Raw genomic sequence first — 24,169 nt, 5'->3', positions numbered from 1 at the left:
GTGCTTTCCTTCGAGCTGTCGTACGACGAACTCCTCACATACCAGGGCACGAACCCGCGGCCCGCGGACTTCGACGCGTTCTGGGACAAGGCGCTACTCGATCTCGACTCGTTGCCGGCCGAGGCGGAGTTCGTCGACGCCGTCGACTTCCCGCTGACGACGGCGACCGCGCAGCACCTGTACTTCACCGGGACCGGCGGCTACCGGGTGCACGCGAAGGTACTGCGTCCCGCCGAGCCGACCGGACCGGCCGTGCTGCTGTTCCACGGGTACGGCGGTGAGCAGCCTGCCTGGGTCGATCTGCTGCCGTACGCCGCTCGCGGGTTCACCGTCGCGGCACTGGACGTCCGCGAGCAGGTCGGTTTCCGTACGCCGTCGCAGGCATCGAACAGCTTCTCCCTGCACCACCACTTGGTGCACGGGCTCGATGACGGGCCGGACGGGCTGCTCTACAAGCACGTCTTCCTGGACACGCGGCGCCTGGCGGACCTCATCGGCGGGCTGCCGGAGGTCGACGCAGCCCGGATCGCGACGACCGGCTGGAGCCAGGGCGGTGGACTGTCGCTGGTGGCGGCGGCGCTGACGCCGTCGATCAAGTACGTGGCGAGCGTGTTCCCGTTCCTGTCCGACTACCAGCGGACGTGGGACCTGAACCTGGAAACATCGCCGTACGACGAGATCGTCACGTGGTTCCGCAAACGCGACCCGCGGCACCTCCGCCAGGAGGAGGTCTTCACGACGCTCGGCTACATCGACATCCAGCACCTGGCGCCCCGGATCCAGGCCGAAGTCACCCTCTTCACCGGCCTCGAGGACCAGATCTGCCCGCCGTCGACGCAGTTCGCCGCCTACAACAAGATCCAGTCACCCAAGGAAGTCCGCACGTACCCCGACTTCGGCCACGACGACCTCCCCGGCGCCCTCGACGACATCTACCAGTTGATCGGCGCCAAACTCTAGGGCTGGATCCATGGCTCGTTCATCGAGTGCCGGACGATCTCGTGGACAATGCGTTCGTCCTGCCGGCGTTCGATGGCTCCGATCCACGCTCGGGACAGGTCCTCGGGCTCGTCGCCGACGAGAACCACGACCCGGTTCCGGAGGGTGTCCCATCCTCCTGCCGGCCCACCTTCAGCTGGCCCCCATTCGTGGGCGTTGGGGAAGATGTCGTCGGCGAGTTCGAGCAGTTCCTCGCGGGAGTACCGGACCGACTCGAACTCGACGGTGAAATCGGCCGGCTGAGCCAGGACTGTCTGCTTCACTGCCTCCACCTCGGGTTCGGAGCCGTCGACAGCGCCGACCAGGCGGACGGTGAGGACGCGCGATGCTAGTACCGCTCCAACCAACGTTGTCGTTTGCGCGCTAGCGGGTTATGTGTCCGATGGCGGGATGTAGGAGGCCAGCGGTGACGTATCCCGCCAGTGGTGACCGGCCGGCGGGCTCGCCGAGGCTGCCCGCCGGGTGATCGGACATCTGATCGTGCGTACCCTTGTGGTTACGTACCTGGTTGGGTACCTTCGGCGGTATGGACGTGGTCTTGCAGGCGTTGGCGGATCAGAGCCGGCGGACGGTGCTGGAGATCTTGCGGGATCATCCTGCGACGGCCGGTGAGTTGGCCGACGCGCTGCCGATTGCGCGGCCGGGTGTGTCCCGGCACCTTCGGGTGCTGCGGGAGGCCGGGCTGGTCGACGTACGGCAGGAGGCGCAGCGGCGGATCTACAGCCTGCGGCCGGAGGCGCTCGTCGAGGTGGACGAGTGGCTGGAGGGGTACCGCGCGCTGTGGCGGAACCGGCTGGACGCGCTACACACGGAGGTCGCTCGCGGAAAGAAGGCGCAGTCGTGAAGATCCTCGGGACGATGCGGGCCCTCGACGAGACCCGCGGCGCGGTGCGCGTCGAGGACGTGTACGACACGGACATCGACGACCTCTGGGCGGCCTGCACCAGGCCGGAGCGACTCGCGCGCTGGATCGCTGATGTGTCGGGCGCGCTGCACGAAGGCGGGACGGTCCACGCCGTCTTCACCAGCACCTGGAGTGGTCCGGCCAGGATCGAGGTCTGCGACGCGCCACACCATCTACTGCTCACCACGGAGCCGGGCACCGCGGACGAGTCCCAGCTCGAGGCCTGGCTCACCCCCATGGGCTCGCAGACCAAGCTGGTGGTTGAGGAGCGCGGCCTGCCGATCGGCTCGTTGCATTTCTACGGAGCCGGGTGGCAGGTGCACCTCGAGGATCTAGGTCGTTCGCTGGCGAACGACGGCCCAGCACACGACGGCGGCTGGTCGGCGGAGGCGCCCGCCCCGGCCTGGCACGCGCGCTGGACCGAACTCACCCCGGCGTACCGGAGGACCGATGTCTGACCAGATCAGGCTGGAAGGGATCACCGTGAACGCGCCCGATGCCCTCGTCCTGGCACAGTTCTACGCCGAGATCACCGGTGGAGTCGTCAGCGGTACGTCGCACTGGGCGTCCGTCTCGGGCGCCAACGGGGTCATCGCCTTCCAGCAGGTCGAGGACTTCCGGCCACCACAGTGGCCCGGCAACGACGTACCGATGCAGATGCACCTCGATTTCCTGGTCGACGACCTCGAGGCAACCGGCGCACGGGTCCTCGCGGCCGGCGCCACCCTGCTCGACTTCCAGCCCAACTCCGACCACTGCTACGTGTACGCCGACCCCGCCGGCCACCCGTTCTGCCTCTCAACCTGGACCACCGAAACAGCTACAGCAGGAACGAGTAGTTGACCGACAACGTCCATTCACTTTCGCCAGGTGATTGAGTAGCGGAAGAGGAGGTGGCGGCGGTAGGTCGAGCCGGGCAGGAGTTCTGTGGCTAGGTCGCGCATTTCCGGGAAGGTGACGGGCGGCGGCCATACGGTGGGAGACGGGTGCTCCCAGTGGCCCTTTACCGCGCGGTGTGCGTACGCCGCGGCGAGGCCCGCTGCGCTGTACGGGAGGTCGCGTGGCGTCGTACGCGCCAGACCGACCACCACCAACACCCCGCCCGGACGTAGCAGCTCGCGCATCCGGAGCAGGCCGGTGCGGGCGTCGACGTGGTGGAGCGTGGCGACGGACCCGATCACGTCGTACGACGCAGGTTCGAGCGGATGCTCCAGAAAGTCCCCGTGGACGTACTCGATGTCGTCACCATGACTACGCGCCAACTCGAGACTGGGCGTGTCGAGGTCGATCCCGGTGACCTTCGGTACGACGCGGCGCAGCTTCCGGGCGAGCATGCCCTCACCGCAACCGATATCGAGCGCCCGCTCAGCACTGTGCGGAACAGCGTCCAGGATCTGCGGGTGGTAGTGAATGTTGTGGTTCCACGGCTGCCTCATCCGGTGCGCAGTCAGTCCCGGTGCAGGGCGGCGTCGATTGCGGCGCCTAGGACCTGGTCGTCATCTGCTTGCCAGGTGTGGTCCTGCGGGCAGGTCCAGTTGTCTGGTTCGGCCGGGATGACGCAGCCGAAAAGGCGGACCTTGCCGGCCGCGGCGGCTTCGCGCGCGACCGGGGTGGGCAGGCCGTACAGGATCGGCACTGCTCGTTCGCCGCAAACGGGGCAGACCGGTACGTTCGCCATACCGCCAAGGTACTTCACGGCCCGTCCACCAACGCCTGATGAATCTTCCCGAGCGCCTTCAGCAGGTGCGCGCGTTCGGTCTTCGTGAGCGTCGCGGTGATGCGGTCCTCGAGCTGCTGACGCTCGGCCTCGATGGGCACCTGGAGCGCGCGCCCGGCAGGTGTCAGCCACAGCCGGACGAGGCGGTTGTCGCGCGGATCGGGCCGGCGCTCGAGGAGGCCTGCCTCGGCCAACCGGGTGGCGAGTTTGGTGACGGCGGGTGTGGTGACGTTCACCGCGGCGGCGATCTCGCCCGGCGTACGGCCGTCCTCCGCCCACAGTGCGGCGAGCAGATGGTCCTGCCCGAGCCGCAGTCCGTGCCGCTGTACGGCGGCGTCCGCGGCCGCCCGCAGCACCTTGGACGTCTTGCTGTGCAGCTCCAGGAACTCGGGCATCGGCAGACTCCTTGACCAGCAGATCGTTTACCGGTTAACGTTCCCAGCGAATCGTTAACCGGTAAAGGAGTCTGTCATGTTGTTCATCACCGGCGCCACCGGACACGTCGGTCGCGCGCTCGTCGAGGAACTCAACCGGCGTGGCGCCGTGTTCCGCGCGCTCGTTCGCAGCCCGCGGCCGGAGCTGCCCGCCGAGCAGATCGTCGGAGACCTCGACGGGCCACTCGATCTCCGCGGCGTCGACAAGGTGTTCCTGGTCGTGCCCGGCACCGGCCTCGACCACACCGCAAACGTCGTCGCGGCAGCGCGTCGCGCCGGCGTCCGGCAGATCGTGTACCTGTCGTCGTACGCCGTGCTCGGGGACCCGATCCCCGCGATGGGCCGGTGGCATCACGAACGGGAGCGGTTGATCGCGGATTCGGGGATCGCGGGAACCTTCCTGCGGCCGACCGGGTTCATGACGAACGCGTTCGACTGGCTGCCGACGATCCGCGCCGGCGGGTACGTGCTGGACCCCATCGGGCCAGGGCGGGCCGCGCCGATCGACCCGGCGGACATCGCGGCGGTCGCGGCGACAATGCTGATCGAGGACGGTCACGAGAAACAGGCGTACACAGTGACCGGACCCGAGTCGTTCACGGTCGCCGAGCAGGTCGCGATCCTCGGTGCGGCGATCGGGCGCGCACTCGACGTACAGCCGATCGCGACGCCTGCGGAGGCGGTTCGATTCCGTTATCCAGACGGGGCTCCGGCGGAATTGGCGGCCGCTCTGATCGAGGGACTGACCCTGATGCGCGCCGACACGATCGGGGTGCGAACCGACGTCGTACGGCGTCTTACCGGGCGGTCGCCGAACACGTTTTCCGCGTGGTGCAAGGAGAACGCGCCGCGCTTGAAGTAGCCCCCGGAAAGTGGCGTCATGATTGCCCGGCGCAACCGTCTCATAGGTGCGGGGACTCGGACCCCGTGGGCGGGTGTGCGGACCAACGTCTGCCGCGCGTTCGGTGCCGGGCAGCTCTCCAAGGGAAGCTGCCCGGCGCCTTTGAAAAGTAGCTCCGCAGTACCGGCCTGGTGAGGCATGGTCAGTACTGCGCAGCCGCCTAGTTGGCCTCTTTGGTGGCCCAGTAGTGCCATTGCGGGGAAGCGACTGGGGAGCGGGCCAGCCCGTCCGGCCAGGTAGCCGGCAGGTCGTGACTCCGCGCCGCGTAGAGCGTCACCTCCGATGCGCAACGGTCGCCGCGGACGGCGACGCGGGCAGCTGTCTCGGCCCGCATGTCGGCGAGGTAATGGATCGCGGGCAGGAACTCGGCGCTCAGCCGCGGGCTGAGCCGACCGACGGGTTCGTCGTCGAGCCGGATCTCGACCACGATCCGGTGCCGGTCCTGAAAGCTGTCCTCCTCCTCGATCGCGTGCATGGTGGCGTACGCCCAGCACTCGCCTTCCGCGCGGAAGAACGGCGCCAGTACGTCGGGATGCACCTCGCTGCCCGGTACGACGATGCCGCTGCCGGGCGGTAGCAGGTGAAAACTGCCTGGCGGGGGCAGGTTCACCGGCATCAACATGTGCGGCTGCCCGAGGGCGACCGCGACACTGGCGTGGAACTCGGTGCCCTGGGCGCCCTTGCCGTCCCAGTCCGCCGGTTCCCATTCGCTGACCCACAGGTGGCACGGGACCTGCGGTTGCAGGCCTTGCGCCACCAGATCTGACAGCACCGGGTGGTACCGGTGCGCGTCGTCCCTCGGCAGATAGCCGACAACCTTGCCATGCACCCGGACGGCGATCGACCGCGGGTCGAAACGGTTGTGCGGTTCCGGGACGAGGTCCGCCTCGGTGTCCAGATCTGCGCCGCGCGCCGGGATGGGGTCCGGGAACAGGCTTCTGATCGCCTGCTCGTGCGGGGCCTCCCGCACGACTTCCTGACCGCACCACAAAGCGTCGCCCCACAGACTGAACGGAATCAGTTCCATGTGCCCTCCAGTCCTCACTGACCGGCCTGTACCCGGCTCATCGCTCCCAGGACCGTGGCCGTTACACCGAGTGAGCGTATGAAAACTAGACTGCCCAGTGAAGAGCCGTTTCACGCATGGTGCAAGAGTCTGGAATGCAAAAGGTATCCGCCGGTCCGGACTGTGGACGCGAATCGTCTTGTGCAGCGAGCGAATCGGCGAAGATCGTGCAAATGCACGGGAAGGAACGTCATGCAGGGCAGTGGTTCAGTCGCTCGATCGACCACCCGCGACACCGTCGATGCGGCGGCCGTCGAGGCCGCCATCAGGCGCTTGGACGGCGTCGCCGTCCGTACACCGTTGGAGCGCAATCTCCGCCTCTCCGAGCGGACCGGCGCGCAGGTCTGGCTGAAGCGGGAGGACCTGCAGATCGGCCGTTCCTACAAGCTTCGCGGCGCGTACAACCTGATCGCGCAGCTCGACGACGCGGCCAAGGCCGCCGGCGTCGTGTGTGCGAGTGCCGGTAACCACGGTCAGGGGCTGGCGTATTCGTGCCACATGCTCGGCGTCCACGGCAAGGTGTACGTGCCGCGGACGACGCCGCGCCAGAAGCGGGACCGGATCGCGGCGCTCGGCGGCAAGCAGATCGAGGTGATCGTCACCGGCGACACGTACGACGACGCAGCCGCCGCCGCGATCGCGGAAGGTTCTGCGACCGGCGCGACGATGGTGCCGGCGTTCGACGATCCAAGAACCGTTGCAGGGCAAGGCACCGTGGCGATCGAGTTGGTCGAGCAGCTCGGCCACGCTCCCGACGTACTCGTGGTTCCGGTCGGTGGGGGCGGTCTCGTTGCAGGGGTTGCAACGTGGATCGCCGAGCGGCATCCCGGCGTACGCATCGTCGGGGTGGAACCGGGTGGCGCGGCAAGCATGGCGGCGGCGGTCGCCGCCGGTAAGCCGGTGACGTTGCCGCAGTTGGACAGCTTCGTCGACGGTGCCGCTGTACGTCGGGTCGGTGACGCGACCCTCCCGCTGGTGCAGCAAGCCGGCGTCGAGCTGATGTCGGTGCCCGAAGGGCTCGTCTGCTCGGAGATGCTCGCGCTCTACCAGACCGACGGCCTGATCGCGGAGCCCGCGGGCGCTTTGTCGACAAGTGCCCTGGGCAACGGTCTCGACGTACGCCCGGGCGAGACCGTCGTCTGTCTGCTGTCCGGCGGGAACAACGACGTCAGCCGGTACGGCGAGATCCTCGAGCGCTCGCTGGTGTACGAGGGCCTGAAGCACTACTTCCTGGTGACGTTCCCGCAGGAGCCCGGTGCCCTCCGCGCGTTCCTCGACGAGACGCTCGGCCCCGACGACGACATCACGCTCTTCGAGTACGTCAAGCGCAACAACCGCGAGACCGGCGTCGCCCTGGTCGGCATCGAGATCAGTACCCGGGACGACCTCCCACTGCTGCTGTCCCGCATGGAGGCCGCCCCGCTCGACATCGAACGCATCAACCCGAACTCACCAGAATTCAGGTACTTGATCTGACGTTTCTCAGCCCTGCGAGTGCTTCGGGTGCCGCGGGTCGTGCGGGTGCCTGCCGTCGTCCCAGTCCGGATCGACCGGCTGTCCCTCGCGGTTCTGGGAGCCGTCGTCCGGCCAGAGGTTCTGGGCCTGGGTGCGATGATCGTCCGATTCCGCGCGGGCGTTGGCGGCGGCATCGCGCCGTTCGGTGGCACCGGCCGACAATCGGCGCGCCTCGGCTGTCTTCTCGTCGGCGGCAGCCTGCGCCTTGCGTGCCCGCGCGTCCACCTCGTCGGCCACAGCGCGCTGCTTCTCGGCCTGTGCCGCGCTCGCTCGCGCCTGCTGCTCGTGCTCGTACGCCTGCTGCTCGGCCCGGTGTTGCGACCTGCGCGACATCGCGCTCGCGATCAGTGCGACCACGATGACCAGTACGGCGATCGCGACGACAATCCAGACGATGGTCATTCCGTCCATCGGTCCTCCTCGGCTCGATGATCAGGACCCCCGGTACCCGGAGCCGTCGCCGCCTATCCCCTCTCAGACGAGACCGCGGCGGGCGGCCCAGACGATGGCTTCGATGGCGGTGCTGAAGCCGAGGCGGTCGCAGATCAGCCGGGTGCGCCGGCGGACGGTGCGTTCGGACAGGTCGAGGCGCCGGGCGACGCCGTCGACCGGGAGGCCGGTGGCGAGCAACCGGAGGAGTTGCAGGTCGTCGTGACTGATCTCGCGCGGCGGCACCCGTCGCGCGAGGGGTCGAAGTTCCTGGGGGAGGACGGTCATGCTGATCACCTTGTTCCGAACACCCGGGACTCGGCGGCGTCCCAGTCGGCCGGTTTACCCTGCGGGTCGAAGCGCCGCAGGGAGTGTGTGGACCGGACCAGGGCGCGCATCGCGCTGAGGTCCGGGAAGGGCTCGCCGAGAGCGCGAGCTTGGACGAGGACGTTGCCCAGCGCGGAGGCCTCGACGGGCCCGGCGAGGACCGGTACGCCGCACGCATCGGCGGTGAGCTGGCAGAGCAGTTCGTTCTGCGAACCACCGCCGATCACATGCAGTACGTCGACCTCTCGGTCCGCGATCGTCTGCGCGGCACGTAACGTCCGGCGGTAGGCGAGCGCGAGGCTCTCCAGGATGCAGCGAACCACCGCGCCGCGAGATCGAGGCGCGTCCTGACCGGTCGCCCGGCACTGCTCCTCGATCCGCGCGGGCATGTTGCCCGGCGCAAGGAACTCGGGCGCGTCCGGATCGATCAGTACGGCGAACGGCGGCGCGCCGGCGGCGTCTCGCAGCAGCCCGGGCAGGTCGTCATCGCCCCAGACCCGTTGGCATTCCTGCAGGATCCACAGCCCCATCACGTTCCGCAGGAACCGGGTCCGCCCGTCGACGCCGCCTTCGTTGGTGAAGTTCGCCTCGCGCGCGTCGTCCGTCAGGACCGGCGCATCGAGCTCGAGCCCGACCAGCGACCAGGTCCCTGAGGAGATGTATGCGAACCGCTCACCCACCGCAGGCACCGCGACCACAGCCGAAGCCGTGTCGTGCGACCCGACAGCGATCACCGGAATTCCCGGCGCCAACCCGGTCTCGTCCGGAAGTGCAGTCCCGACCACATCGCCCGGCTCCAATAGCCCGGGGAGGATCCGGCGAGGCAATCCCAGCCTCGAGATCAGCGAGTCGCTCCAGTCCCGCGCCAACACGTCGTACAGCTGCGTAGTAGAGGCGTTCGTCCGCTCCACACCGATCTCTCCTGTCAGCCAATACGCCAGCAGGTCAGGGATCATCAGCAGCCTGGCTGCGTCGACCGGCAGCTTCTCAGCGGCCAGTTGGTAGATGGTGTTGAACGGGAGCTGCTGCAGGCCCGTGACGGCGTACAGCTCTGTTGCAGGGATCGTCGACAGGACGCGTTCCATCACGCCGTCTGTGCGCGAGTCGCGGTAGTGGACGGGGTTGCCCAGCAGACGACCGCTCTCGTCGAGCAGTCCGTAGTCGACTGCCCAGGAGTCGATGCCGATGCCGTCGAGCGGTCCCGCGGCCTGCAAACCCTCCAGGATCGAGCGGTGGAGGTGCAGGACGTCCCAGTGCAGTCGGCCGCTCACACGCACCGGACCGTTCCAGAAGCGGTTCAGCTCACGCAGCTCGAGGACGTCGGCGCCCACCTCGCCGAGCATCACCCGCCCGCTCGAGGCCCCGAGATCCACCGCCGCTACCCGCTTCACGGCGCGACCACCGTGAGGTCGAGGTGCATCAGATCGGCGACTGCGGCCAGGTCAGCAGCCCGGTGCCCCGTCCCTAGAGCCCAGTGATGCGCGACCCCGGAGGCCGACCACGCGTCGGTCCACTCTCCGGGATCACACCCGAAGTCCACCCGCGACGTCGTGTTTCCGATCTGCAGCAGCGGTCCAGGTACGACGGTCCCCTCGGAAGCGATCAGATTGAACGACCCGTCCCGCCGCTGCCCCAGACCGCACAGCGTCACCGGCCCCTGCTGTACGTCGAACTCCACCGACACGCCCCACCCGCGCTTGCCGTGGTACACACCCAGCCCTCGCAGCAACGGCTTCCGCGCCGAGATCGCCAGATGCGCCGGTCCGTCGTGCCCCATCTCGACCACGTTGTCGCGGAAGTTCAACGCCTGCAGCTCGGTGAACGATCCACCGGCCCCGAGCTTGTCCATCACCAGCATTGCCAGCGACGTCCGCAACTCGTACTCACCGGCCGCCGGCACACCCCTTGCAGTCAGCAACGAAGCACCGAGGATCATCCCGGCCGCGACCCGCTCGTGCGTCTCGCCGTCGAGCCCGCGGTGGTAATAGGCCAACGAATCAAGGGAAAAGTCCTCGACGAGCCGATCCAGGGCGACCGAAACCGTGGCGCCCCACCGGAAGTCCTCGTCCTTCACCGAGTCGTCGAGAGTGAAGATCTCCCGGGCGACCTCCATCCTGGCCGCTGTCTCCGCGTCGGTGACCTTCTCCACCCGTACCCGGAGGTCGTCGATCTCCAGGATCTCCACATGCCCGCCGAGTTGCGCGGACACCAGCGTCGGATCGGTGATCACGTCCATCATCCCCGGGTACAGATGCCCGAGCAGGCCGTGCCGCCCGTGCCGCAGCGCGGCGCGTACTCCGGCGGCGCGGATCCACCGGTCGATCCGCGCCCAGGCCCGCTCGTCCTCCAGGTAGCCGGACACCGACCGGAAGTCGATCCCACACCGCTCGAACGCGTTCGCCATCTCCGGCAGCGGACAGGCGCCGCAGTACGCGAGCCAGGCGCCGGTGTCGAAGTTCGCGTGATCCATCGTCTCGGTCGGCTGCAGGTTCAGCAACAGCACCGGCGCCCCGCTCCGCTGGGCAACCGGGACCAGCATCGACGCGGTCATGTACGTCGTGAGGAAGCCGACGATCAGATCGCAGTCCGCCATCCGCAGCTTCTCCGCTGCCGCTGCACCTTCCTGCGCATCGGAGATGAACCCGACGTCCACTACCTCGCAGTCCAGCGCCGAGAACCGCTCGGACACCCGCCGCGCGGACGCCTGCAGCTGCGGCAGCAGGTCCGGGAACTGCGGCCAGTAGGCACCCAAGCCGCCCGCGACCAACCCGATCCGAGTCTTGACCATCAGACACCCCTAGCGCAGGAAGGCGGCGGCCACGCCGGCGTCGACGGGGACGTGCAGGCCGGTTGTGTGAGTCAGATCCCCACCGGTCAGCGCGAACACCGCGGCCGCGACGTTCTCCGGCAGCACCTCACGCTTCAGCAGGGTCCGCTGCGCGTAGTACGCACCGAGTTCCTCTTCCGGTACGCCGTACACCGCGGCCCGCTTCGCTCCCCAGCCGCCGGCGAAGATCCCGGATCCGCGGACGACGCCGTCGGGGTTCACGCCGTTGACCCGGACCCCGTACTCGCCGAGCTCGGCCGCGAGCAGCCGTACCTGGTGCGCCTGGTCCGCCTTCGCGGAGCCGTACGCGACGTTGTTCGGGCCGGCGAATACCGAGTTCTTGCTGGAGATGTAGACGATGTCGCCGCCCATGCCCTGGTCGATGAGCACCTTTGCGGCCGCCCGTGAGACCAGGAACGAGCCCTTCGCCATCACGTCGTGCTGCAGGTCCCAGTCGCGTTCCGTTGTCTCCAGCAACGACTTCGAGATCGACAGCCCGGCGTTGTTGACGATCAGGTCGACACCACCGAAGGCCAGCACCGCCTCGCGCAGCGCGGCCTCGACCGCGTCCGCCGACGACACGTCCGCGCCAACGGCGACGGCCACGTCGGTGGAACCGATCTCCTTCGCCACCGCCTCGGCCGCGGCCAGGTCGAGGTCCGCGACGACAACGCACGCGCCCTCGGCGGCCAGCCGTTGCGCGATCGCCTTCCCGATGCCCGACCCGCCACCGGTCACGAAGGCGACCCGGGTAGCGAGCGGCTTCGGCCGCGGCATCCGCTGCAGCTTCGCCTCCTCCAGCGCCCAGTACTCGATCCGGAACTTCTCCCGCTCGTCGATCGGCGCGTACGTCGACACCGCCTCGGCGCCCCGCATCACGTTGATCGCGTTCACGTAGAACTCGCCGGCCACCCGCGCGGTCTGCTTGTCCTTTCCGAAGCTGAACATCCCGACGCCAGGGACGAGCACGATCGCCGGGTCGGCGCCCCGCATCGCCGGGCTGTCCGGCTCGGCGTGCCGGTTGTAGTAAGCCGCGTAGTCCTCGCGATACGCCTCGTGCAGCTCCTTCAGCCGCGCGACCGCATCTTCCAGCGGAGCAGTCGCCGGCAGGTCCAGCACCAGCGGGCGCACCTTCGTCCGCAGGAAGTGGTCAGGGCATGAGGTACCGAGCGCGGCCAGCTCAGCCAGCCTCTCCCGGGCGGTGAACTCGAGCACGACGTCGGAGTCGTTGAAGTGCCCGACCTGGGGCTTGTCCGTCGACGCGAGCCCACGGATGACGGGTGCGAGTGCGGCGGCCCGGGCGCGACGTTCGTCGGTCGGCAGGGGTTCGTAGCCGGAGACGACCGCGCCGAACGGCTCGGCGACACCGCGGTCGGCCAGGAAGCGTTCCGCCGTACGGATGATCTCCAGGGAGTTCGCCTCGCACTCCTCGGACGTGTTGCCCCACGCGGTGATGCCGTGGCCGCCCAGGATGCAGCCGATGGCCTGCGGGTTGTCCCGCTTCACGGCCGCGATGTCCAGCCCGAGCTGGAACCCGGGGCGCCGCCACGGCACCCACACCACGCGGTCGCCGAAGCATTCCGCGGTCAGCTTCTCGCCGTCCGCCGCAGTCGCCAGCGCGATCCCGGAGTCCGGGTGCAGATGGTCGACATGAGGGGCATCGACCAGCCCGTGCATCGCGGTATCGATCGACGGCGCCGCTCCGCCCTTGCCGTGCAGGCAGTAGTCGAACGCGGCGACCATCTCGTCCTCACGGTCCACGCCCGGGTACACGTCGACGAGCGAGTTCAACCGGTCGAGCCTGAGCACAGCCAAGCCTGCCGAGGTCAACGTGCCCAGATCACCACCGGACCCCTTCACCCACAGCAGGTCGACGGGTTGCTGGGTGACCGGATCGGTCTCCGTACCCTTCGCCGACGTGTTTCCGCCGGCGTAGTTCGTGTTGCGTGGATCGGCACCCAGTCGGTTGCTACGCGCAACGAGCTCGGCTGCAGTGTCGCTCACTCTCATGCTCCCCATCCGGCCTGCTGGCCGTCGGCTCGGTCCTTGGTGATCTGCTCGAAGTAGCCGCTGCGCTTGTACGCCGCGACCGGGTCCGCGTCCAGGCCCTGCGACTCGCGCAGTTCGGCGAGCAGCGGCCGGACGTCGGTGTTGTAGGCATCCATCAGCGCCGCGTTCGCACCCAGTACGTCGCCCTCCTGCTGGGCCTTGCGCAGTACGTCGCGGTCGACCAGCAGCGCCTTCGCGGTGGCCTCCTGGACGTTCATCACCGAGCGGATGATCGCGGGGATCTTCTCCTCGATGTTGTGGCACTGGTCGAGCATGAACGCGATCCCGCGGTCCGGGTCGAGCGCGTCGCCGCGGACGATCTCGTTCATGATCCGGAACAGCTGGAACGGGTCCGCGGCCCCGACCATCAGGTCGTCGTCGGCGTAGAACCGGCTGTTGAAGTCGAACGCGCCGAGCTTCTGGGTCCGGAGCAGGAACGCCACGATGAACTCGATGTTCGTCCCCGGTGCGTGGTGCCCGGTGTCGATACAGACCGTGGCCTTCGGCCCCAGTTCGAGACAGTGCGCGTACGACGTACCCCAGTCCGGCACATCCGTGGTGTAGAAGGCCGGCTCGAACAGCTTGTACTCGAGCAACATCCGCTGGTCGTCACCGAGCCGGTCGTACACCTCCCTCAGCGCGGTCGCGAGCCGGTCCTGACGGTCCTGGATGTCGTCCTGACCGGGGTAGTTGGTGCCGTCGGAGAACCACAGCTTCAGGTCGCGGGACCCGGTCGCGTCCATGATGTCGACGCATTCGAGCAGGTGGTCGGTGGCCTTCCGGCGGACCGCGGGATCCGGGTTGGTGACGCTGCCCAGCTTGTAGTCGTCGTCCTGGAACACGTTGCTGTTGATCGCCCCGAGCCGGACACCCTGCTCCTTGGCGTACGCCGCCAGCGCCCCGTAGTCCTCGACCTTGTCCCAGGGGATGTGCAGCGCCACGCTCGGCGCGACCCCGGTGTACCTGTGGACGACGGCCGCGTCGGCGATCTTCTCCTCCGGCGACCGCGGCACCCCGGGCTGGCTGAACACCTTGAACCGGGTGCCGGAGTTCCCGAACGCCCACGAGGGCAGCTCGATCTCCTGGCGGCTGAGGGCGGCCTTCACGGCTTCGGTCGTCATGGTTGGTCCTCTTTCAGATGGAAGATCTCGGGCAGCAGCAGGAACGACTCGTCCGGCGGCCGGCCGTCTATACCTGTGAAGAATTCGGTCATCTGGGCTTGCCAGCGGGTGTTGACATCGGTCGCCGCCATCGCCTTCTGCGCCGCCTCCAGGTCCTCGGACTCGACGTACCCGATCAGCAGGCCGTCGTCGCGGAGGAAGAGCGAGTAGTTGTGCCAGCCCGAGTCCCGCAGCGCGGCCTGCATGTCAGGCCAGACGTCGCGGTGCCGGTCGACGTACTCGTCCAGGCGGTCCGGGCGGACCTGGAGGCAGAAGCAGTAGCGATTCACGAAGGCGCCCTCAGAAGTTGAACTGGTCGATGTTGGCGGCGGTGAACTCGGTCGGCGGGCCCTGCTGGCGACGATCCTCCGGTACGAGCGCGACACCGGCCGCCATCGCCCGCTTCGGTGAACCCGGCGGGAGGATCTTGCCGCCCACTTCGACCGTGCCGGAGTCGCGCGGATCGACGCCGGAGATCGACTGCACGACCTCGGACCGGCCGGATCCGACCAGGCCGGCCAGCGCAACGATCTCGCCGGCGCGGACGTCGAACGATACGTCGACGTACACCGGGTCGCGGGTCAGGTTACGGACGCTGACGGCGACCGCGCCGGGTTCGACGTCCTGCTTGGGGAAGAGGGCGCCGAGGTCGCGGCCGAGCATCTTGCGGACCATCCCGTCGACGGTGAGGTCGCTCAGCAGGTCGGTCGAGACGTGCCGGCCGTCGCGCATGATCGTGACCCGCTGGCAGAGCGCGGTGACTTCCTCGAACCGGTGCGAGATGAACATGACCGCAGCGCCGTCGTCGCGCAGCGAGCGGGCGACCGCGAACAGGCGCTCGACCTCGACGCCGGTCAGCGCCGCGGTCGGCTCGTCCATCACGACCACGCGGGCGTCGGCGGACAGCGCCTTGGCGATCTCGACCAGCTGCTGGTCGGCGATCGACAGGCCGCGGGCCGGACGGTTCGGATCGATCGACACGCCGAGCCGGGCGAACAGCTGGGCGGTCTGCCGGACCATCGCGGCCCGGTCGATGGTTTTGAAACGCCCCAGCGGCTGGCGGCCCATCGCGATGTTCTCCGCGACGGACAGGTCCGGGAAGAGCGTCGGCTCCTGGTAGATGACGGCGATCCCGGCGGCCTTGGCGTCGGCCGGGGTAGTCAGGTCCTGCGGATGGCCGCCCAGCTCGATGGCTCCGGCGTCCGGGCGGTGCACGCCGGCCAGCATGTTCACGATCGTTGACTTCCCGGCCCCGTTCTCACCGACCAGGGCGTGCGCCTCACCGCCGTACAGGTCGAAGGAGACGTCCCGGACGGCGGCGACCGCTCCGAAGGACTTCGACACCTCTCGCACCCGCAGGATCGGCGCACCGTCGGACATGGTCACCTCCGTCCCGGGCCAGGAGTTTTGGATGAAAGGTTTCAAGAGAGTGCCCCGACGCTAAGCTTGCGGGCTGGGGGCCGTCAAGAGGCTGCCCGGGATTTGCGGCCGATCCCGGACTGGTACTGCGGAGACTCCGCAGGGAGCGGGTATTCTGCGGCCGCTAAGACGTTTCAAGTGCGGAGGGAGGTTCTCGTGTCGGTCGACGATGCGGAAGCCCTGCCCGAGCGCACCCGGCGACGCCGCGCGCCGAAGCCGCACGCGGCCGGGGTGAAGGCCGTCGCCGCGGCCGCCGGCGTCTCGCTGGGGACCGTGTCCAACGTCCTGAACCGTCCTGAGGTGGTCAGTCCGCTGACCCGGGCGAAGGTCGAGGCCGCGATGGCCTCGCTCGGCTTCGTCCGGAACGAGTCGGCGCGCCAACTGCGGGCCGGCTCCAGCCGGATCCTGGCGTACGTGATGCTCGACGCCGGCAACCCGTTCTTCACCGATGTCGCGAAGGGCGTCGAGGAGGCGGCGCAGGCGGCCGGCCTCTCGGTGTTCCTCTGTACCAGCAGCGAGGACGCCGACCGCGAGGCGGCGTACCTGGATCTGCTCGAGCAGCAACGCGTCCAGGGCATCCTGATCACGCCGATCGACCAGAACTCGTCCCGCCTGCGCAAGCTGCCGTCGCGCGGTACGCCGGTGGTCGTGGTCGACCGTGCGCTCGACGACGCCTCGCACTGCTCGGTCGCGGTGAACGACGTACTCGGCGGCGAGCTCGCGATCTCGCATCTGCTGGAGCTCGGCCACGAGCGGATCGCGTACGTCGGCGGGCCGAACACGATCGGGCAGGTCATCGACCGCCGCGACGGCGCCCGCCGCGCACTGCGGACCGCCGGGAAACCGACCACGAACCTGATCGAGTTGACCACCGGTGCACTCACGGTCGCCGAAGGTAGGGGCGCAGGGCAACGACTTGCGGGACTCCCGGCGGATCGCCGGCCGACGGCCGCGTTCTGCGCGAACGACCTGCTGGCGTTGGGGTTGCTGCAACAGTGCGTGAGTCTCGGACTGCGCGTTCCGGAGGATCTCGCGATCGTCGGGTACGACGACATCGAGTTCGCGGAGGCGGCCGCCGTACCGCTGACGTCAGTACGTCAGCCGCGGCAGCTGCTCGGCCGGACGGCCGCGGAGTTGCTGCTGGACGAGTCGTCGAACCCGGACCACGAACACCAGCGCGTGACATTCACGCCGGAGCTCGTGGTCCGCACGTCAACGCGCGGAACGCTCTAGGCCGTAGGCCGCTAGAAAGACCTCGGCTGCCTGGTCGGCGAGTTTCTCGAGCTCACCGGGCTTCGGGCGCTGCCGGGTGCCTGCGAACATGGCGCGGTTCATCGGCTTGTACATCACCAGACCGGCGAACTGGTACGCCGCCAGCGTCGGGTCGTCGAGCTCGCGCAGCAGACCGCGATCGCTCAATCGACTCAGCGCCTGCCCGAGCGCATCGAGGGACTTCTCGAAGCCGCTGTTGAACCAGGCGCCGCACACCTCGGGGAACCGGTCCGCCTCGGCGATCACGAGCCGGCGGAGCTGCAGGACGCTGTCGGCGGTGAGGCTCTGGAGCAGGCGATGCGCCAACGCACGCAGGGCTTCGCGCGCGTCGGCGGCACCTTCGAGCGTGTCGACGTACGCCTGCTGGAGGCCGTCCAGCAGCTGGTCGCTGGTGCCGAGGACGATCTCGGCGAACAGGCGCTCCTTGTTCTCGAACTGCTTGTAGACGGTCTGTTTGGAGACGCCGGCCTTGGCCGCCACCTCGTCCATGCTCGCGCCGAGGTACCCGTGGCTGAGGAACACCTCGGTCGCGGCGGCCAGGATCGCGCGGCGTTTGCGGGGCGTCCGTCCCTCGATCTCTGCCTGCTCCATGCGGAAAATCATACTAGACAGTCCAGTTCTCTGACGAGTACTGTACGGTCTAGTTCTTAACGGAGAGGGGAACGAACCATGAGCACCGTGACATCGGCCGACGGCACCACGATCGCGTTCGAGGCGTACGGCGAGGGCAGACCGCTGATCCTGGTCGACGGGGCGACCGCACACCGGGCCGTGAACCCGCTGAACGCCGAGGTCGGGAAGCTGCTGAGCGACGGTTTCCGGACGTACGTGTACGACCGGCGCGGGCGCGGCGAGAGCGGCGACACCGCGCCGTACGCGATCCAGCGCGAGATCGAGGACATCGCGGCGCTGATCGAGGACGCAGGCCAGCCGGCCATCGTGTTCGGCTGGTCGTCCGGCAGCCTGCTGGCGCTCGATGCCGCGGCCGCAGGGCTGCCGATCGCCGGGCTGGCGCTGTTCGAGCCGCCGGTCGTCGTCGGCGACGTACGGCCGCCGCTGCCGACCGACTACGTCGAGCAGCTCGACGCGTTCGTCGCCGAGGGGCGGCGCGACAAGGCCGCCGAGCTCTTCATGACCGCGGCCGCAATGATGCCCGCGGAGGCGATCCCGGGCATGAAGCAGTCGCCGTACTGGGCGCCGGTCGAGGAGATCGCGCACACGATCTCGTACGACGGCCGCATCATGGGGACCACGATGTCCGGTAACCCGCTGCCTGCCGACCGCTGGGCCGACGTGAAGGTTCCCGTGTTGGTGCTGCACGGCGACAAGACCTGGCCCGCACTCTCGGCCGGCGCCGAGGCCGTAGCCGCGCACCTGCCTACCGCGACGCTGAAGGCGATCCCCGGCGAGAACCACGGGACCGAGCCCGCGACGCTGGCTCCGGTACTGCGGGAGTTCGCAGGCTTGACCTAGTCCGCGCTCCAGCTTGTTGGCTCTTGCGCATGCTGAATCTTGCGCTGGGCGCGATGGAGTACGGGACGCGGATCGACGAGGAGACCTCGTTCCGGTTGCTGGATGCATACGTGGACGCTGGCGGGGAGTGGATCGACACCGCGAACTGCTACGCGTTCTGGCAGGACCCGAGCGGACACGGTGGACAGAGTGAGGAGCTGCTCGGGAGATGGCTCGCGCAGCGGCCCGGCGTACGGGCCCGGATCAAGCTGGCAACCAAGGTCGGGTGCGAACCGCTCTGGCCCGGCAGCTACCCCGAGCACTCGGAAGGCCTGGGCGCCCAGACGATCGACGCCGCGCTCGAGACGTCCCTCCGCCGCCTCGGTGTCGACCACATCGACCTCTACTGGGCACACCGCGACGACAGGTCCACTCCGCAGGAGGAGACCGTCGCTGCGTTCGGTAAGCACGCTGCGGCCGGCACCATCGGGCGCCTCGGGCTGTCGAACTACGCACTGTGGCGGGCGGAGCGGATGCGCGGTCTGGCGGGTGAGCTGGGCGTGATGGCTCCGAGCGCGCTGCAGCTGCGCTACTCGTACCTGCAGCCCCGGCCGTTCGTCCGCGACCACGCCCACGACCACCGCTTCGGCTGGATCACCGACGAGGTCCTCGACTACGCAGAGAACAACCCCGAGCAGCAGCTGTTCGCCTACAGCCCGCTGATGTCCGGCGCCTACGAGAACCGCGCCGACCGCCCCATCGACCCAGCCTTCGACCACCCCGGCACCACCCGCCGCCTAGAGGCCCTCACCGACCTCGCCACCACCCTCAACACCACCCGCTCCGCAGTAGTCCTCGCCTGGCTGACCGGAGGCACCCCCGCCATCACCCCCATCGTCGGCATCAGCACCCCCGACTACCTCACCACCGCCCTCGAGGGCGCCCACCTGTCCCTAACCCCCGAACAACACCAACAACTCGGCGAGGTCTGGTAGAGACCAGATTTCGCCGCCCCTTCACGTTGCGTAACGAGAGGCGTAGGGCGCGTGCTCAAATCAACGGTGCCGACGAACAGGAGCGCCGGGCGACTTCCGCTCTGCTCGCCGTGATGTCGTCGGTGCGCCAGTTCGGGCGGGTTCTGACGCAGCCGTTGGGAGCACCGGCAGCACAACTGGAGACCTACATAGAGGTGCCGTTCTACCTGGGTGAGCGGCGCCTGTATCCAGACGGACTTCTCCGTTCGCGGCGCGGCCAGAAGGAATGGACAGCGCTCGTCGAGGTGAAGACCGGCGTCAACGCACTCGACGCGGAGCAACTCGAGGCCTACCTCGACATCGCCCGTGAGCAGGGATTCGACGCTGTCATCACCATCTCGAACGAGATGCCGGCCGTCGCTGGGCTGCATCCGACCAAGGTCGACAAGCGGAAGCTCAAGCGGGTCGCGTTGCACCACTGGTCCTGGTCGATGGTCCTCGCGGAGGCCGTGCTGCAGAAGGAACATCGGGGAGTCGCCGATCCTGATCAGGCTTGGATCCTCGGTGAGCTGATCCGTTACCTCGAGCATCCGCGGTCAGGAGCGCTCCAGTTCGACGACATGGGCCCCTCGTGGGTGACGACCCGGGAAGCCGTTGCCTCTGGCACACTCCGTCCCGGCGACAAGTGCGCACCCGAGGTTGCTGCTCGGTTCGATGCGCTCCTCACGTACGTAAGCCTTCAACTCGGCCGGAAGCTCGGTGACGAGGTCACGCCGGCGCTGTCCCGAAAGGAGCTGGCCGATCCTGCACTGCGGTCGCAGTCGCTGGTGCAGTCGATGAGTACGCAGGGGACCCTCGAAGGAGCGATCAACATCCCGAACGCGGTGGGGCCGCTGGTCGTCACGACCGACCTCCGCGCAGGGGTTGTCACCTGTCACGTCGACATCGCCGCACCGCGGGACGGCCGGGCGACTACGCGCGTCAACTGGCTGCTGCGCCAGCTCCGGCACGCACCGGACGCGACGAGGGTCGAAGCGTTCGTGATGCATGGTCGGGGGGCTGGTACGGCGGAGTTGCTGCGTGCTGTCCGTCAGCAGCCGGCCTTGCTCATCGAGGACCCGAAGAAGGACCTGCGGTCGTTCCGGATCGCACTCGGATCACCGATCGGCAGCAAACGCGGGCGGGGCCGCGGCTCGTTCATCGACTCGGTGGAGAACGCGATCAACTCCTTCTACGGCGACATAGTGCAGGACCTGCGCGCCTGGACGGCCGCGCCGCCGCGAATGCGCGACGTACCGGAGACCTCGGACGAACGACCGTCGCTGACGTCCACCGCGTTGTCGTCACAGGACGGAGCCGAACTGTCGTCAGCCGACGGAGCCGGGTCCGAAGAGACCCGTCGGCAGCCCGAGGACGGCGACGTGCTCCGCCCGGACGCTCCCGATGATCCGTTGGACACGGAAAGTGCTGGACAGCCGTCTCCGAGCCTGGCCGGTAGCCGGCCTGGAACACCTGAGCCATCTATCTGAAGATCATCCTCAATCAGCGCTCCCGTTGGACCCGGGGTCGGTGAGATGGTTTGGGGGTGGACAGGGATTCGTTCTGGGGTCTGGTCGAGGATGCGCGTGCCTCGGTGGATGACACCGTGGCTGATCCGGACGGGGTTGCGGACGCGTTGACCAAGGTTCTGGGTACGGCGGAGGCCGAGGAGATCGTCGGGTTCGGGACCGAGCTCGCGCGGTTGCAGGTCGAGTCGTACCGGTGGGATCTGTGGGCGGCGGCGTACCTGATCAACTCCGGCGCTTCGGAGGACGGGTTCGACTCGTTCCGGGGCTGGCTGCTCGCCCAAGGGCGGGAGGTGTGGGACGCGGCGCTGACCGATCCGGACTCGCTCGCGGATGTGGTGGACGAGGACCGGCCGGAGGGGTTCGAGGGCTTCGACGGCGAAGGGATGCTGCACGTCGGCAGTCACGCCTACAAGAACCTGACCGGCGACGAGCCGGCGTACTGGAAGGCCGTCGACCGCGACGCCCCGGACACCCCGGACCTTCCCGCCGGCAAGGAGATCGACTTCGACGACGAAGACGATCTGCAGACGCTCCTGCCGCGACTCGCGGCCCTGTACCTCGACGCCTGACGCCAGGATTCCCTTTCTCACAACGGAATCGCGACGCTTCGGCGGTTTCGCCATCTTGCTTGAATCGAACAGGTGTTCTAATATAGATCCATGACGGCGGCGGTGATCGAACAGCTTCGCGGCGAGCAAGCACTCGCCGGGATTGAGGCTGCGCTGGTGCCGCCGGATGACTTGCCTGACCCTGGTGATCCACGTCCTCCGCGCTATGTGGGCGAGGAGGATTGGTACGACGATCTGCCGCCGATGTCGCGCGTGGATGGGCTGGAGTGGGAGCTATGGGCCGGGGTCGAGCAGGACGAGGCCGAGCGGGAGATGCTGCGGCTGAAGGCACCGACGTGGGTCTTCCTGCCGCCCGGAGCCGGGCTGGCAGCGGCATTGGAGGAGCTGCGGCCACAGTGCGAGTCACCGATCGCACTGATCGAGGCGATGAAGGCCGCGGCCCGGATGGAAGCCTGGGCCGCAGCCATCAAGACCGCCGCGATGGCCTCGTTCTCCCGCCAACGCAAGGCCCAAGCCCGCGAAATCCCCCGCCCCACCCAGGTCGACTCCTCCGGCCGGCCGGTCGACCCCGAACGCTCCTGGGCCGCAGAAGTCGGCGCCGCACTGCGACTGTCCACCAACACCGCAGCCCGGCACATCGACACAGCACTCCATTTGACCGGCACCCTGCCGGCCACCCATACCGCACTGCGCTGTGGCGCCCTGACCTGGTCCAAGGCGCTGGCCATCTCCGAGGCCACCCGTGCCCTCCCGGACACCGCCGCGCAAGCCGTCGAGGCACACGTGCTGCGCCGCGCCCCGGGCCAGACCCACGCCAACCTGAACGCCTCTCTGCGCCGCCAGGTCGCCAAACACACCACGCAGGACGCCGCCGACCGCCATCGTGCCGCCGTCACCGAACGCACCTGCAAGATCGTCCCCCTGGCCGACGGTATGGCCGGGCTGTGGGTCGTGCACACCGCCGACAAGATCCAGCAGATGTGGGTCGTCGTCCAAGCCATGGCCGACCTCGCGAAACGCGGCACCCCCGTCCCGAGCGACGCTCCTGAGGGCACTGCCGGCAGCGACCGCACAAGGCCCGGAATGCCCGGAATGCCCGGAATGCCCGGAGCGCCCACAGGCACTGGAACCGCCGCGCACACCACCACCGAGCTGAACACCCCGACACTCGGGGCGAGCACGATCGCCGACACCACCACCGCGGCCGGCTTGAAGCCTGGTGAGCAGATGAGGGACGAGCGGACTGCCGAGCAGCGACGGGCCGACGTGGTAGCCGATGTGTTCGAGCACATGCTGCACAACGGTCTCGACTGGCTCGGCCGCCGGCTACCCGACCAGCACCGACGACGCCCCCACATCGAAGTCCTGATCCCGGTAACCACCCTTCTCGGGGTGGATGATGACCCCTGCGACCTGACGGGGTACGGACCTGTTCCGGCGGATATGGCGCGCCGGATCGCGGGTGACGGCACCTGGCGACGACTTCTCACCGACCCCGTCAATGGCAGCGTGCTCGAGGCATCCACCCACCGCCACGACCCTGGCGCGTTGGTCACCGAGACACTGTTGGCGCGTCACCCGGTCTGCGCCTGGCCTGGCTGCAATCGCGCCTCGCGTGAATGCGACCGGGACCACGCCACACCGTTCAAGCAATCCGGCCGGACAAGCCTGACCGGACTGGTGCCCTACTGCGAGTACCACCACGTCATCAAAGACACCCCGGCGTGGGGCTGGAAGAGCACCGCGCACCCCGACGGCTCAGTGACCCTCACCGCGCCCACAGGCCACCGGTACACCTCCGTTCCACCAGCCCGCGGCCCCATCACCCCACACGCCGGCACGCCCAACTCTGTCAGCCGGTCTCCGGATGACCCGCCACCCTTCTGATCCACACCCAACTCCGCCGCGCTGCTCTGTCAGGCGGGTTCGCCGCTGAGTCTTTCGATGGCGTTGCGGAGCCGGCGGCGCCAGCCGGAGCGGCCAGCCTCTTCGTCTGCGGCGGCGAGGCTGACCAGGTGCTGGGCCGTCTCGAAGCTCTCGTCGGTCTGCGAGTCCACCTCGGTCAGCGCCGATTGCAGCTCGTCGTATTCGTACTCGAGCGATCGACTCGTCCAGCCGAAGCCGTCCGGGACCAGCAGTTCGGGTACGAGCGTTTCGTGGCTAAGGGACGTTAGCTCGGTATTGCCGTTTCCGATACTGAAGATCGTCGTACCGCGTCGCCGTACGTCGCTGATCCGTTCCAGCAACGTGTCGGCCGGTGCGTCCTCGGCAACCACCAGCAACGACTCACCACGACCTGCGTCCCGCAGGCGGTCCAGACCGATCGCCAGGTGCGGTGGTGCGTCCGGGGGCGGCGCCCAGCGGACCAGCGATGGCCGCAGGTCCTCTACGCCGGCCCGGTGCAGCTCGTCGTCCAGGTGTGCGGTCAGGTGCCAGGGCTCGTCGTCGACCGGTCCGAACAGCATCAGCCCGCTGCGCCTGGTGGTGAAGCGTCGCAGCGCATAGCCGAACTCCGTGGTCCGGCTACCCAGTTCGGTGCCGGTCAGCATCTCCCGGAGGAGTGAGGCCCTGGTGAGATCCACACATC

The 24,169-nt window shown here is 68.4% G+C and carries 27 protein-coding genes; 12 read left to right on the top strand and 15 right to left on the bottom strand.

The annotated features are described in order from the left end of the window. Complete coding sequence (locus E0H45_RS12465; protein ID WP_131337186.1) at positions 1 to 960, top strand: acetylxylan esterase; 960 nt, start codon at positions 1 to 3, stop codon at positions 958 to 960. Here E0H45_RS12465 and E0H45_RS12460 read toward each other — a convergent pair. Further along, complete coding sequence (locus tag E0H45_RS12460) at positions 957 to 1,262, bottom strand: hypothetical protein (RefSeq protein ID WP_131337184.1); 306 nt, start codon at positions 1,260 to 1,262, stop codon at positions 957 to 959. The two genes, E0H45_RS12465 and E0H45_RS12460, sit on opposite strands and share 4 nt — an antisense overlap. A gap of 263 nt (positions 1,263 to 1,525) precedes the next feature. Here E0H45_RS12460 and E0H45_RS12455 point away from each other — a divergent pair, with 263 nt between their 5' ends. Genes E0H45_RS12455 through E0H45_RS12445 form a run of 3 tightly spaced genes read left to right on the top strand, consistent with a single transcriptional unit; the run spans position 1,526 to position 2,746 of the window. Continuing rightward, on the top strand, positions 1,526 to 1,843 hold the full coding sequence (locus tag E0H45_RS12455) for an ArsR/SmtB family transcription factor (protein ID WP_131337182.1): 318 nt from the start codon (positions 1,526 to 1,528) through the stop codon (positions 1,841 to 1,843). Next, positions 1,840 to 2,361: an SRPBCC domain-containing protein gene (locus E0H45_RS12450; protein WP_131337180.1), complete on the top strand. Its 522-nt coding sequence runs from the start codon at positions 1,840 to 1,842 to the stop codon at positions 2,359 to 2,361. Before E0H45_RS12455 ends, E0H45_RS12450 begins: the two co-directional genes overlap by 4 nt. Beyond that, positions 2,354 to 2,746: a VOC family protein gene (locus E0H45_RS12445; RefSeq protein ID WP_131337178.1), complete on the top strand. Its 393-nt coding sequence runs from the start codon at positions 2,354 to 2,356 to the stop codon at positions 2,744 to 2,746. Before E0H45_RS12450 ends, E0H45_RS12445 begins: the two co-directional genes overlap by 8 nt. 14 nt (positions 2,747 to 2,760) lie before the next feature. Here E0H45_RS12445 and E0H45_RS12440 read toward each other — a convergent pair whose 3' ends face one another. Genes E0H45_RS12440 through E0H45_RS12430 form a run of 3 tightly spaced genes read right to left on the bottom strand, consistent with a single transcriptional unit; the run spans position 2,761 to position 4,015 of the window. Then, the gene (locus E0H45_RS12440; protein ID WP_131337176.1) at positions 2,761 to 3,339 is read right to left on the bottom strand and encodes a class I SAM-dependent methyltransferase; all 579 of its coding nucleotides are present in this window, start codon (positions 3,337 to 3,339) and stop codon (positions 2,761 to 2,763) included. Between the two features lie 11 nt (positions 3,340 to 3,350). Then, positions 3,351 to 3,581, bottom strand: coding sequence for a hypothetical protein (locus E0H45_RS12435; RefSeq protein ID WP_131337175.1), 231 nt, complete (start codon positions 3,579 to 3,581; stop codon positions 3,351 to 3,353). A gap of 14 nt (positions 3,582 to 3,595) precedes the next feature. Then, positions 3,596 to 4,015, bottom strand: coding sequence for a MarR family winged helix-turn-helix transcriptional regulator (locus E0H45_RS12430; protein ID WP_131337174.1), 420 nt, complete (start codon positions 4,013 to 4,015; stop codon positions 3,596 to 3,598). 76 nt (positions 4,016 to 4,091) lie between these two features. Between E0H45_RS12430 and E0H45_RS12425 the strand changes: the two genes are divergently transcribed. After that, positions 4,092 to 4,916 (top strand): NAD(P)H-binding protein, encoded by an 825-nt coding sequence (locus tag E0H45_RS12425; protein WP_131337173.1) that lies wholly within the window; start codon positions 4,092 to 4,094, stop codon positions 4,914 to 4,916. A gap of 199 nt (positions 4,917 to 5,115) precedes the next feature. Here E0H45_RS12425 and E0H45_RS12420 read toward each other — a convergent pair whose 3' ends face one another. Beyond that, positions 5,116 to 5,982, bottom strand: coding sequence for an HIRAN domain-containing protein (locus E0H45_RS12420; protein ID WP_131337171.1), 867 nt, complete (start codon positions 5,980 to 5,982; stop codon positions 5,116 to 5,118). 231 nt (positions 5,983 to 6,213) lie between these two features. On the opposite strand from E0H45_RS12420, the gene ilvA reads away from it, so the two are divergent. Beyond that, positions 6,214 to 7,497 carry a threonine ammonia-lyase IlvA gene (gene ilvA, locus E0H45_RS12415; protein WP_131337169.1) on the top strand — a complete coding sequence of 428 codons (1,284 nt, stop codon included), beginning with the start codon at positions 6,214 to 6,216 and terminating at the stop codon, positions 7,495 to 7,497. 6 nt (positions 7,498 to 7,503) lie between these two features. Here ilvA and E0H45_RS12410 read toward each other — a convergent pair whose 3' ends face one another. The 8 genes from E0H45_RS12410 to E0H45_RS12375 form a co-directional block, all read right to left on the bottom strand. Next, positions 7,504 to 7,947, bottom strand: a complete 444-nt coding sequence (locus E0H45_RS12410) for a hypothetical protein (protein WP_131337167.1) — start codon at positions 7,945 to 7,947, stop codon at positions 7,504 to 7,506. A 63-nt stretch (positions 7,948 to 8,010) separates the two neighbouring features. Beyond that, positions 8,011 to 8,253: a helix-turn-helix domain-containing protein gene (locus tag E0H45_RS12405; RefSeq protein WP_130386717.1), complete on the bottom strand. Its 243-nt coding sequence runs from the start codon at positions 8,251 to 8,253 to the stop codon at positions 8,011 to 8,013. 5 nt (positions 8,254 to 8,258) lie between these two features. Continuing rightward, positions 8,259 to 9,683: a rhamnulokinase gene (locus tag E0H45_RS12400; RefSeq protein WP_131337165.1), complete on the bottom strand. Its 1,425-nt coding sequence runs from the start codon at positions 9,681 to 9,683 to the stop codon at positions 8,259 to 8,261. After that, on the bottom strand, positions 9,680 to 11,080 hold the full coding sequence (locus E0H45_RS12395; protein ID WP_131337163.1) for an L-fucose/L-arabinose isomerase family protein: 1,401 nt from the start codon (positions 11,078 to 11,080) through the stop codon (positions 9,680 to 9,682). The genes E0H45_RS12400 and E0H45_RS12395 overlap by 4 nt, the downstream gene beginning before the upstream one ends. A 9-nt stretch (positions 11,081 to 11,089) precedes the next feature. After that, on the bottom strand, positions 11,090 to 13,129 hold the full coding sequence (locus tag E0H45_RS12390; protein ID WP_131337161.1) for a bifunctional aldolase/short-chain dehydrogenase: 2,040 nt from the start codon (positions 13,127 to 13,129) through the stop codon (positions 11,090 to 11,092). Beyond that, positions 13,126 to 14,289, bottom strand: coding sequence for an L-rhamnose isomerase (gene rhaI / locus E0H45_RS12385; RefSeq protein WP_131337159.1), 1,164 nt, complete (start codon positions 14,287 to 14,289; stop codon positions 13,126 to 13,128). Before rhaI ends, E0H45_RS12390 begins: the two co-directional genes overlap by 4 nt. Next, positions 14,286 to 14,618 (bottom strand): L-rhamnose mutarotase, encoded by a 333-nt coding sequence (locus E0H45_RS12380; RefSeq protein WP_131337157.1) that lies wholly within the window; start codon positions 14,616 to 14,618, stop codon positions 14,286 to 14,288. The genes rhaI and E0H45_RS12380 overlap by 4 nt, the downstream gene beginning before the upstream one ends. 10 nt (positions 14,619 to 14,628) lie before the next feature. After that, positions 14,629 to 15,708, bottom strand: coding sequence for a sugar ABC transporter ATP-binding protein (locus E0H45_RS12375; RefSeq protein WP_238154932.1), 1,080 nt, complete (start codon positions 15,706 to 15,708; stop codon positions 14,629 to 14,631). A 195-nt stretch (positions 15,709 to 15,903) separates the two neighbouring features. Here E0H45_RS12375 and E0H45_RS12370 point away from each other — a divergent pair, with 195 nt between their 5' ends. Beyond that, positions 15,904 to 16,980 carry a LacI family DNA-binding transcriptional regulator gene (locus E0H45_RS12370; RefSeq protein WP_238154931.1) on the top strand — a complete coding sequence of 359 codons (1,077 nt, stop codon included), beginning with the start codon at positions 15,904 to 15,906 and terminating at the stop codon, positions 16,978 to 16,980. Here E0H45_RS12370 and E0H45_RS12365 read toward each other — a convergent pair. After that, complete coding sequence (locus tag E0H45_RS12365; RefSeq protein ID WP_202872263.1) at positions 16,960 to 17,610, bottom strand: TetR/AcrR family transcriptional regulator; 651 nt, start codon at positions 17,608 to 17,610, stop codon at positions 16,960 to 16,962. The genes E0H45_RS12370 and E0H45_RS12365 overlap by 21 nt on opposite strands. 78 nt (positions 17,611 to 17,688) lie before the next feature. Here E0H45_RS12365 and E0H45_RS12360 point away from each other — a divergent pair, with 78 nt between their 5' ends. The 5 genes from E0H45_RS12360 to E0H45_RS12340 all read left to right on the top strand — a co-directional run bounded on the left by E0H45_RS12360 (position 17,689) and on the right by E0H45_RS12340 (position 23,469). After that, a complete protein-coding gene (locus E0H45_RS12360) occupies positions 17,689 to 18,492 on the top strand; it encodes an alpha/beta fold hydrolase (protein WP_131337153.1) in 804 nt (267 codons plus the stop codon). Positions 18,493 to 18,521: 29 nt separating this feature from the next. Further along, positions 18,522 to 19,466, top strand: coding sequence for an aldo/keto reductase (locus tag E0H45_RS12355; protein WP_202872262.1), 945 nt, complete (start codon positions 18,522 to 18,524; stop codon positions 19,464 to 19,466). A gap of 113 nt (positions 19,467 to 19,579) precedes the next feature. Beyond that, the gene (locus E0H45_RS12350; RefSeq protein ID WP_202872261.1) at positions 19,580 to 20,974 is read left to right on the top strand and encodes a hypothetical protein; all 1,395 of its coding nucleotides are present in this window, start codon (positions 19,580 to 19,582) and stop codon (positions 20,972 to 20,974) included. 56 nt (positions 20,975 to 21,030) lie between these two features. Further along, positions 21,031 to 21,582, top strand: coding sequence for a DUF4240 domain-containing protein (locus tag E0H45_RS12345; RefSeq protein WP_131337149.1), 552 nt, complete (start codon positions 21,031 to 21,033; stop codon positions 21,580 to 21,582). A gap of 90 nt (positions 21,583 to 21,672) precedes the next feature. Continuing rightward, positions 21,673 to 23,469 carry an HNH endonuclease signature motif containing protein gene (locus tag E0H45_RS12340; RefSeq protein WP_131337147.1) on the top strand — a complete coding sequence of 599 codons (1,797 nt, stop codon included), beginning with the start codon at positions 21,673 to 21,675 and terminating at the stop codon, positions 23,467 to 23,469. Positions 23,470 to 23,498: 29 nt separating this feature from the next. On the opposite strand, the gene E0H45_RS12335 is transcribed toward E0H45_RS12340, so the two are convergent. Next, positions 23,499 to 24,164 carry a hypothetical protein gene (locus tag E0H45_RS12335; protein WP_131337145.1) on the bottom strand — a complete coding sequence of 222 codons (666 nt, stop codon included), beginning with the start codon at positions 24,162 to 24,164 and terminating at the stop codon, positions 23,499 to 23,501. Between the last annotated feature and the right edge of the window lie 5 nt (positions 24,165 to 24,169).

Origin of the sequence: Kribbella soli (genome assembly GCF_004331345.1) — a bacterium.
Taxonomy (GTDB): domain Bacteria; phylum Actinomycetota; class Actinomycetes; order Propionibacteriales; family Kribbellaceae; genus Kribbella; species Kribbella soli.
This window is presented reverse-complemented; position numbering and strand designations above follow the sequence as displayed.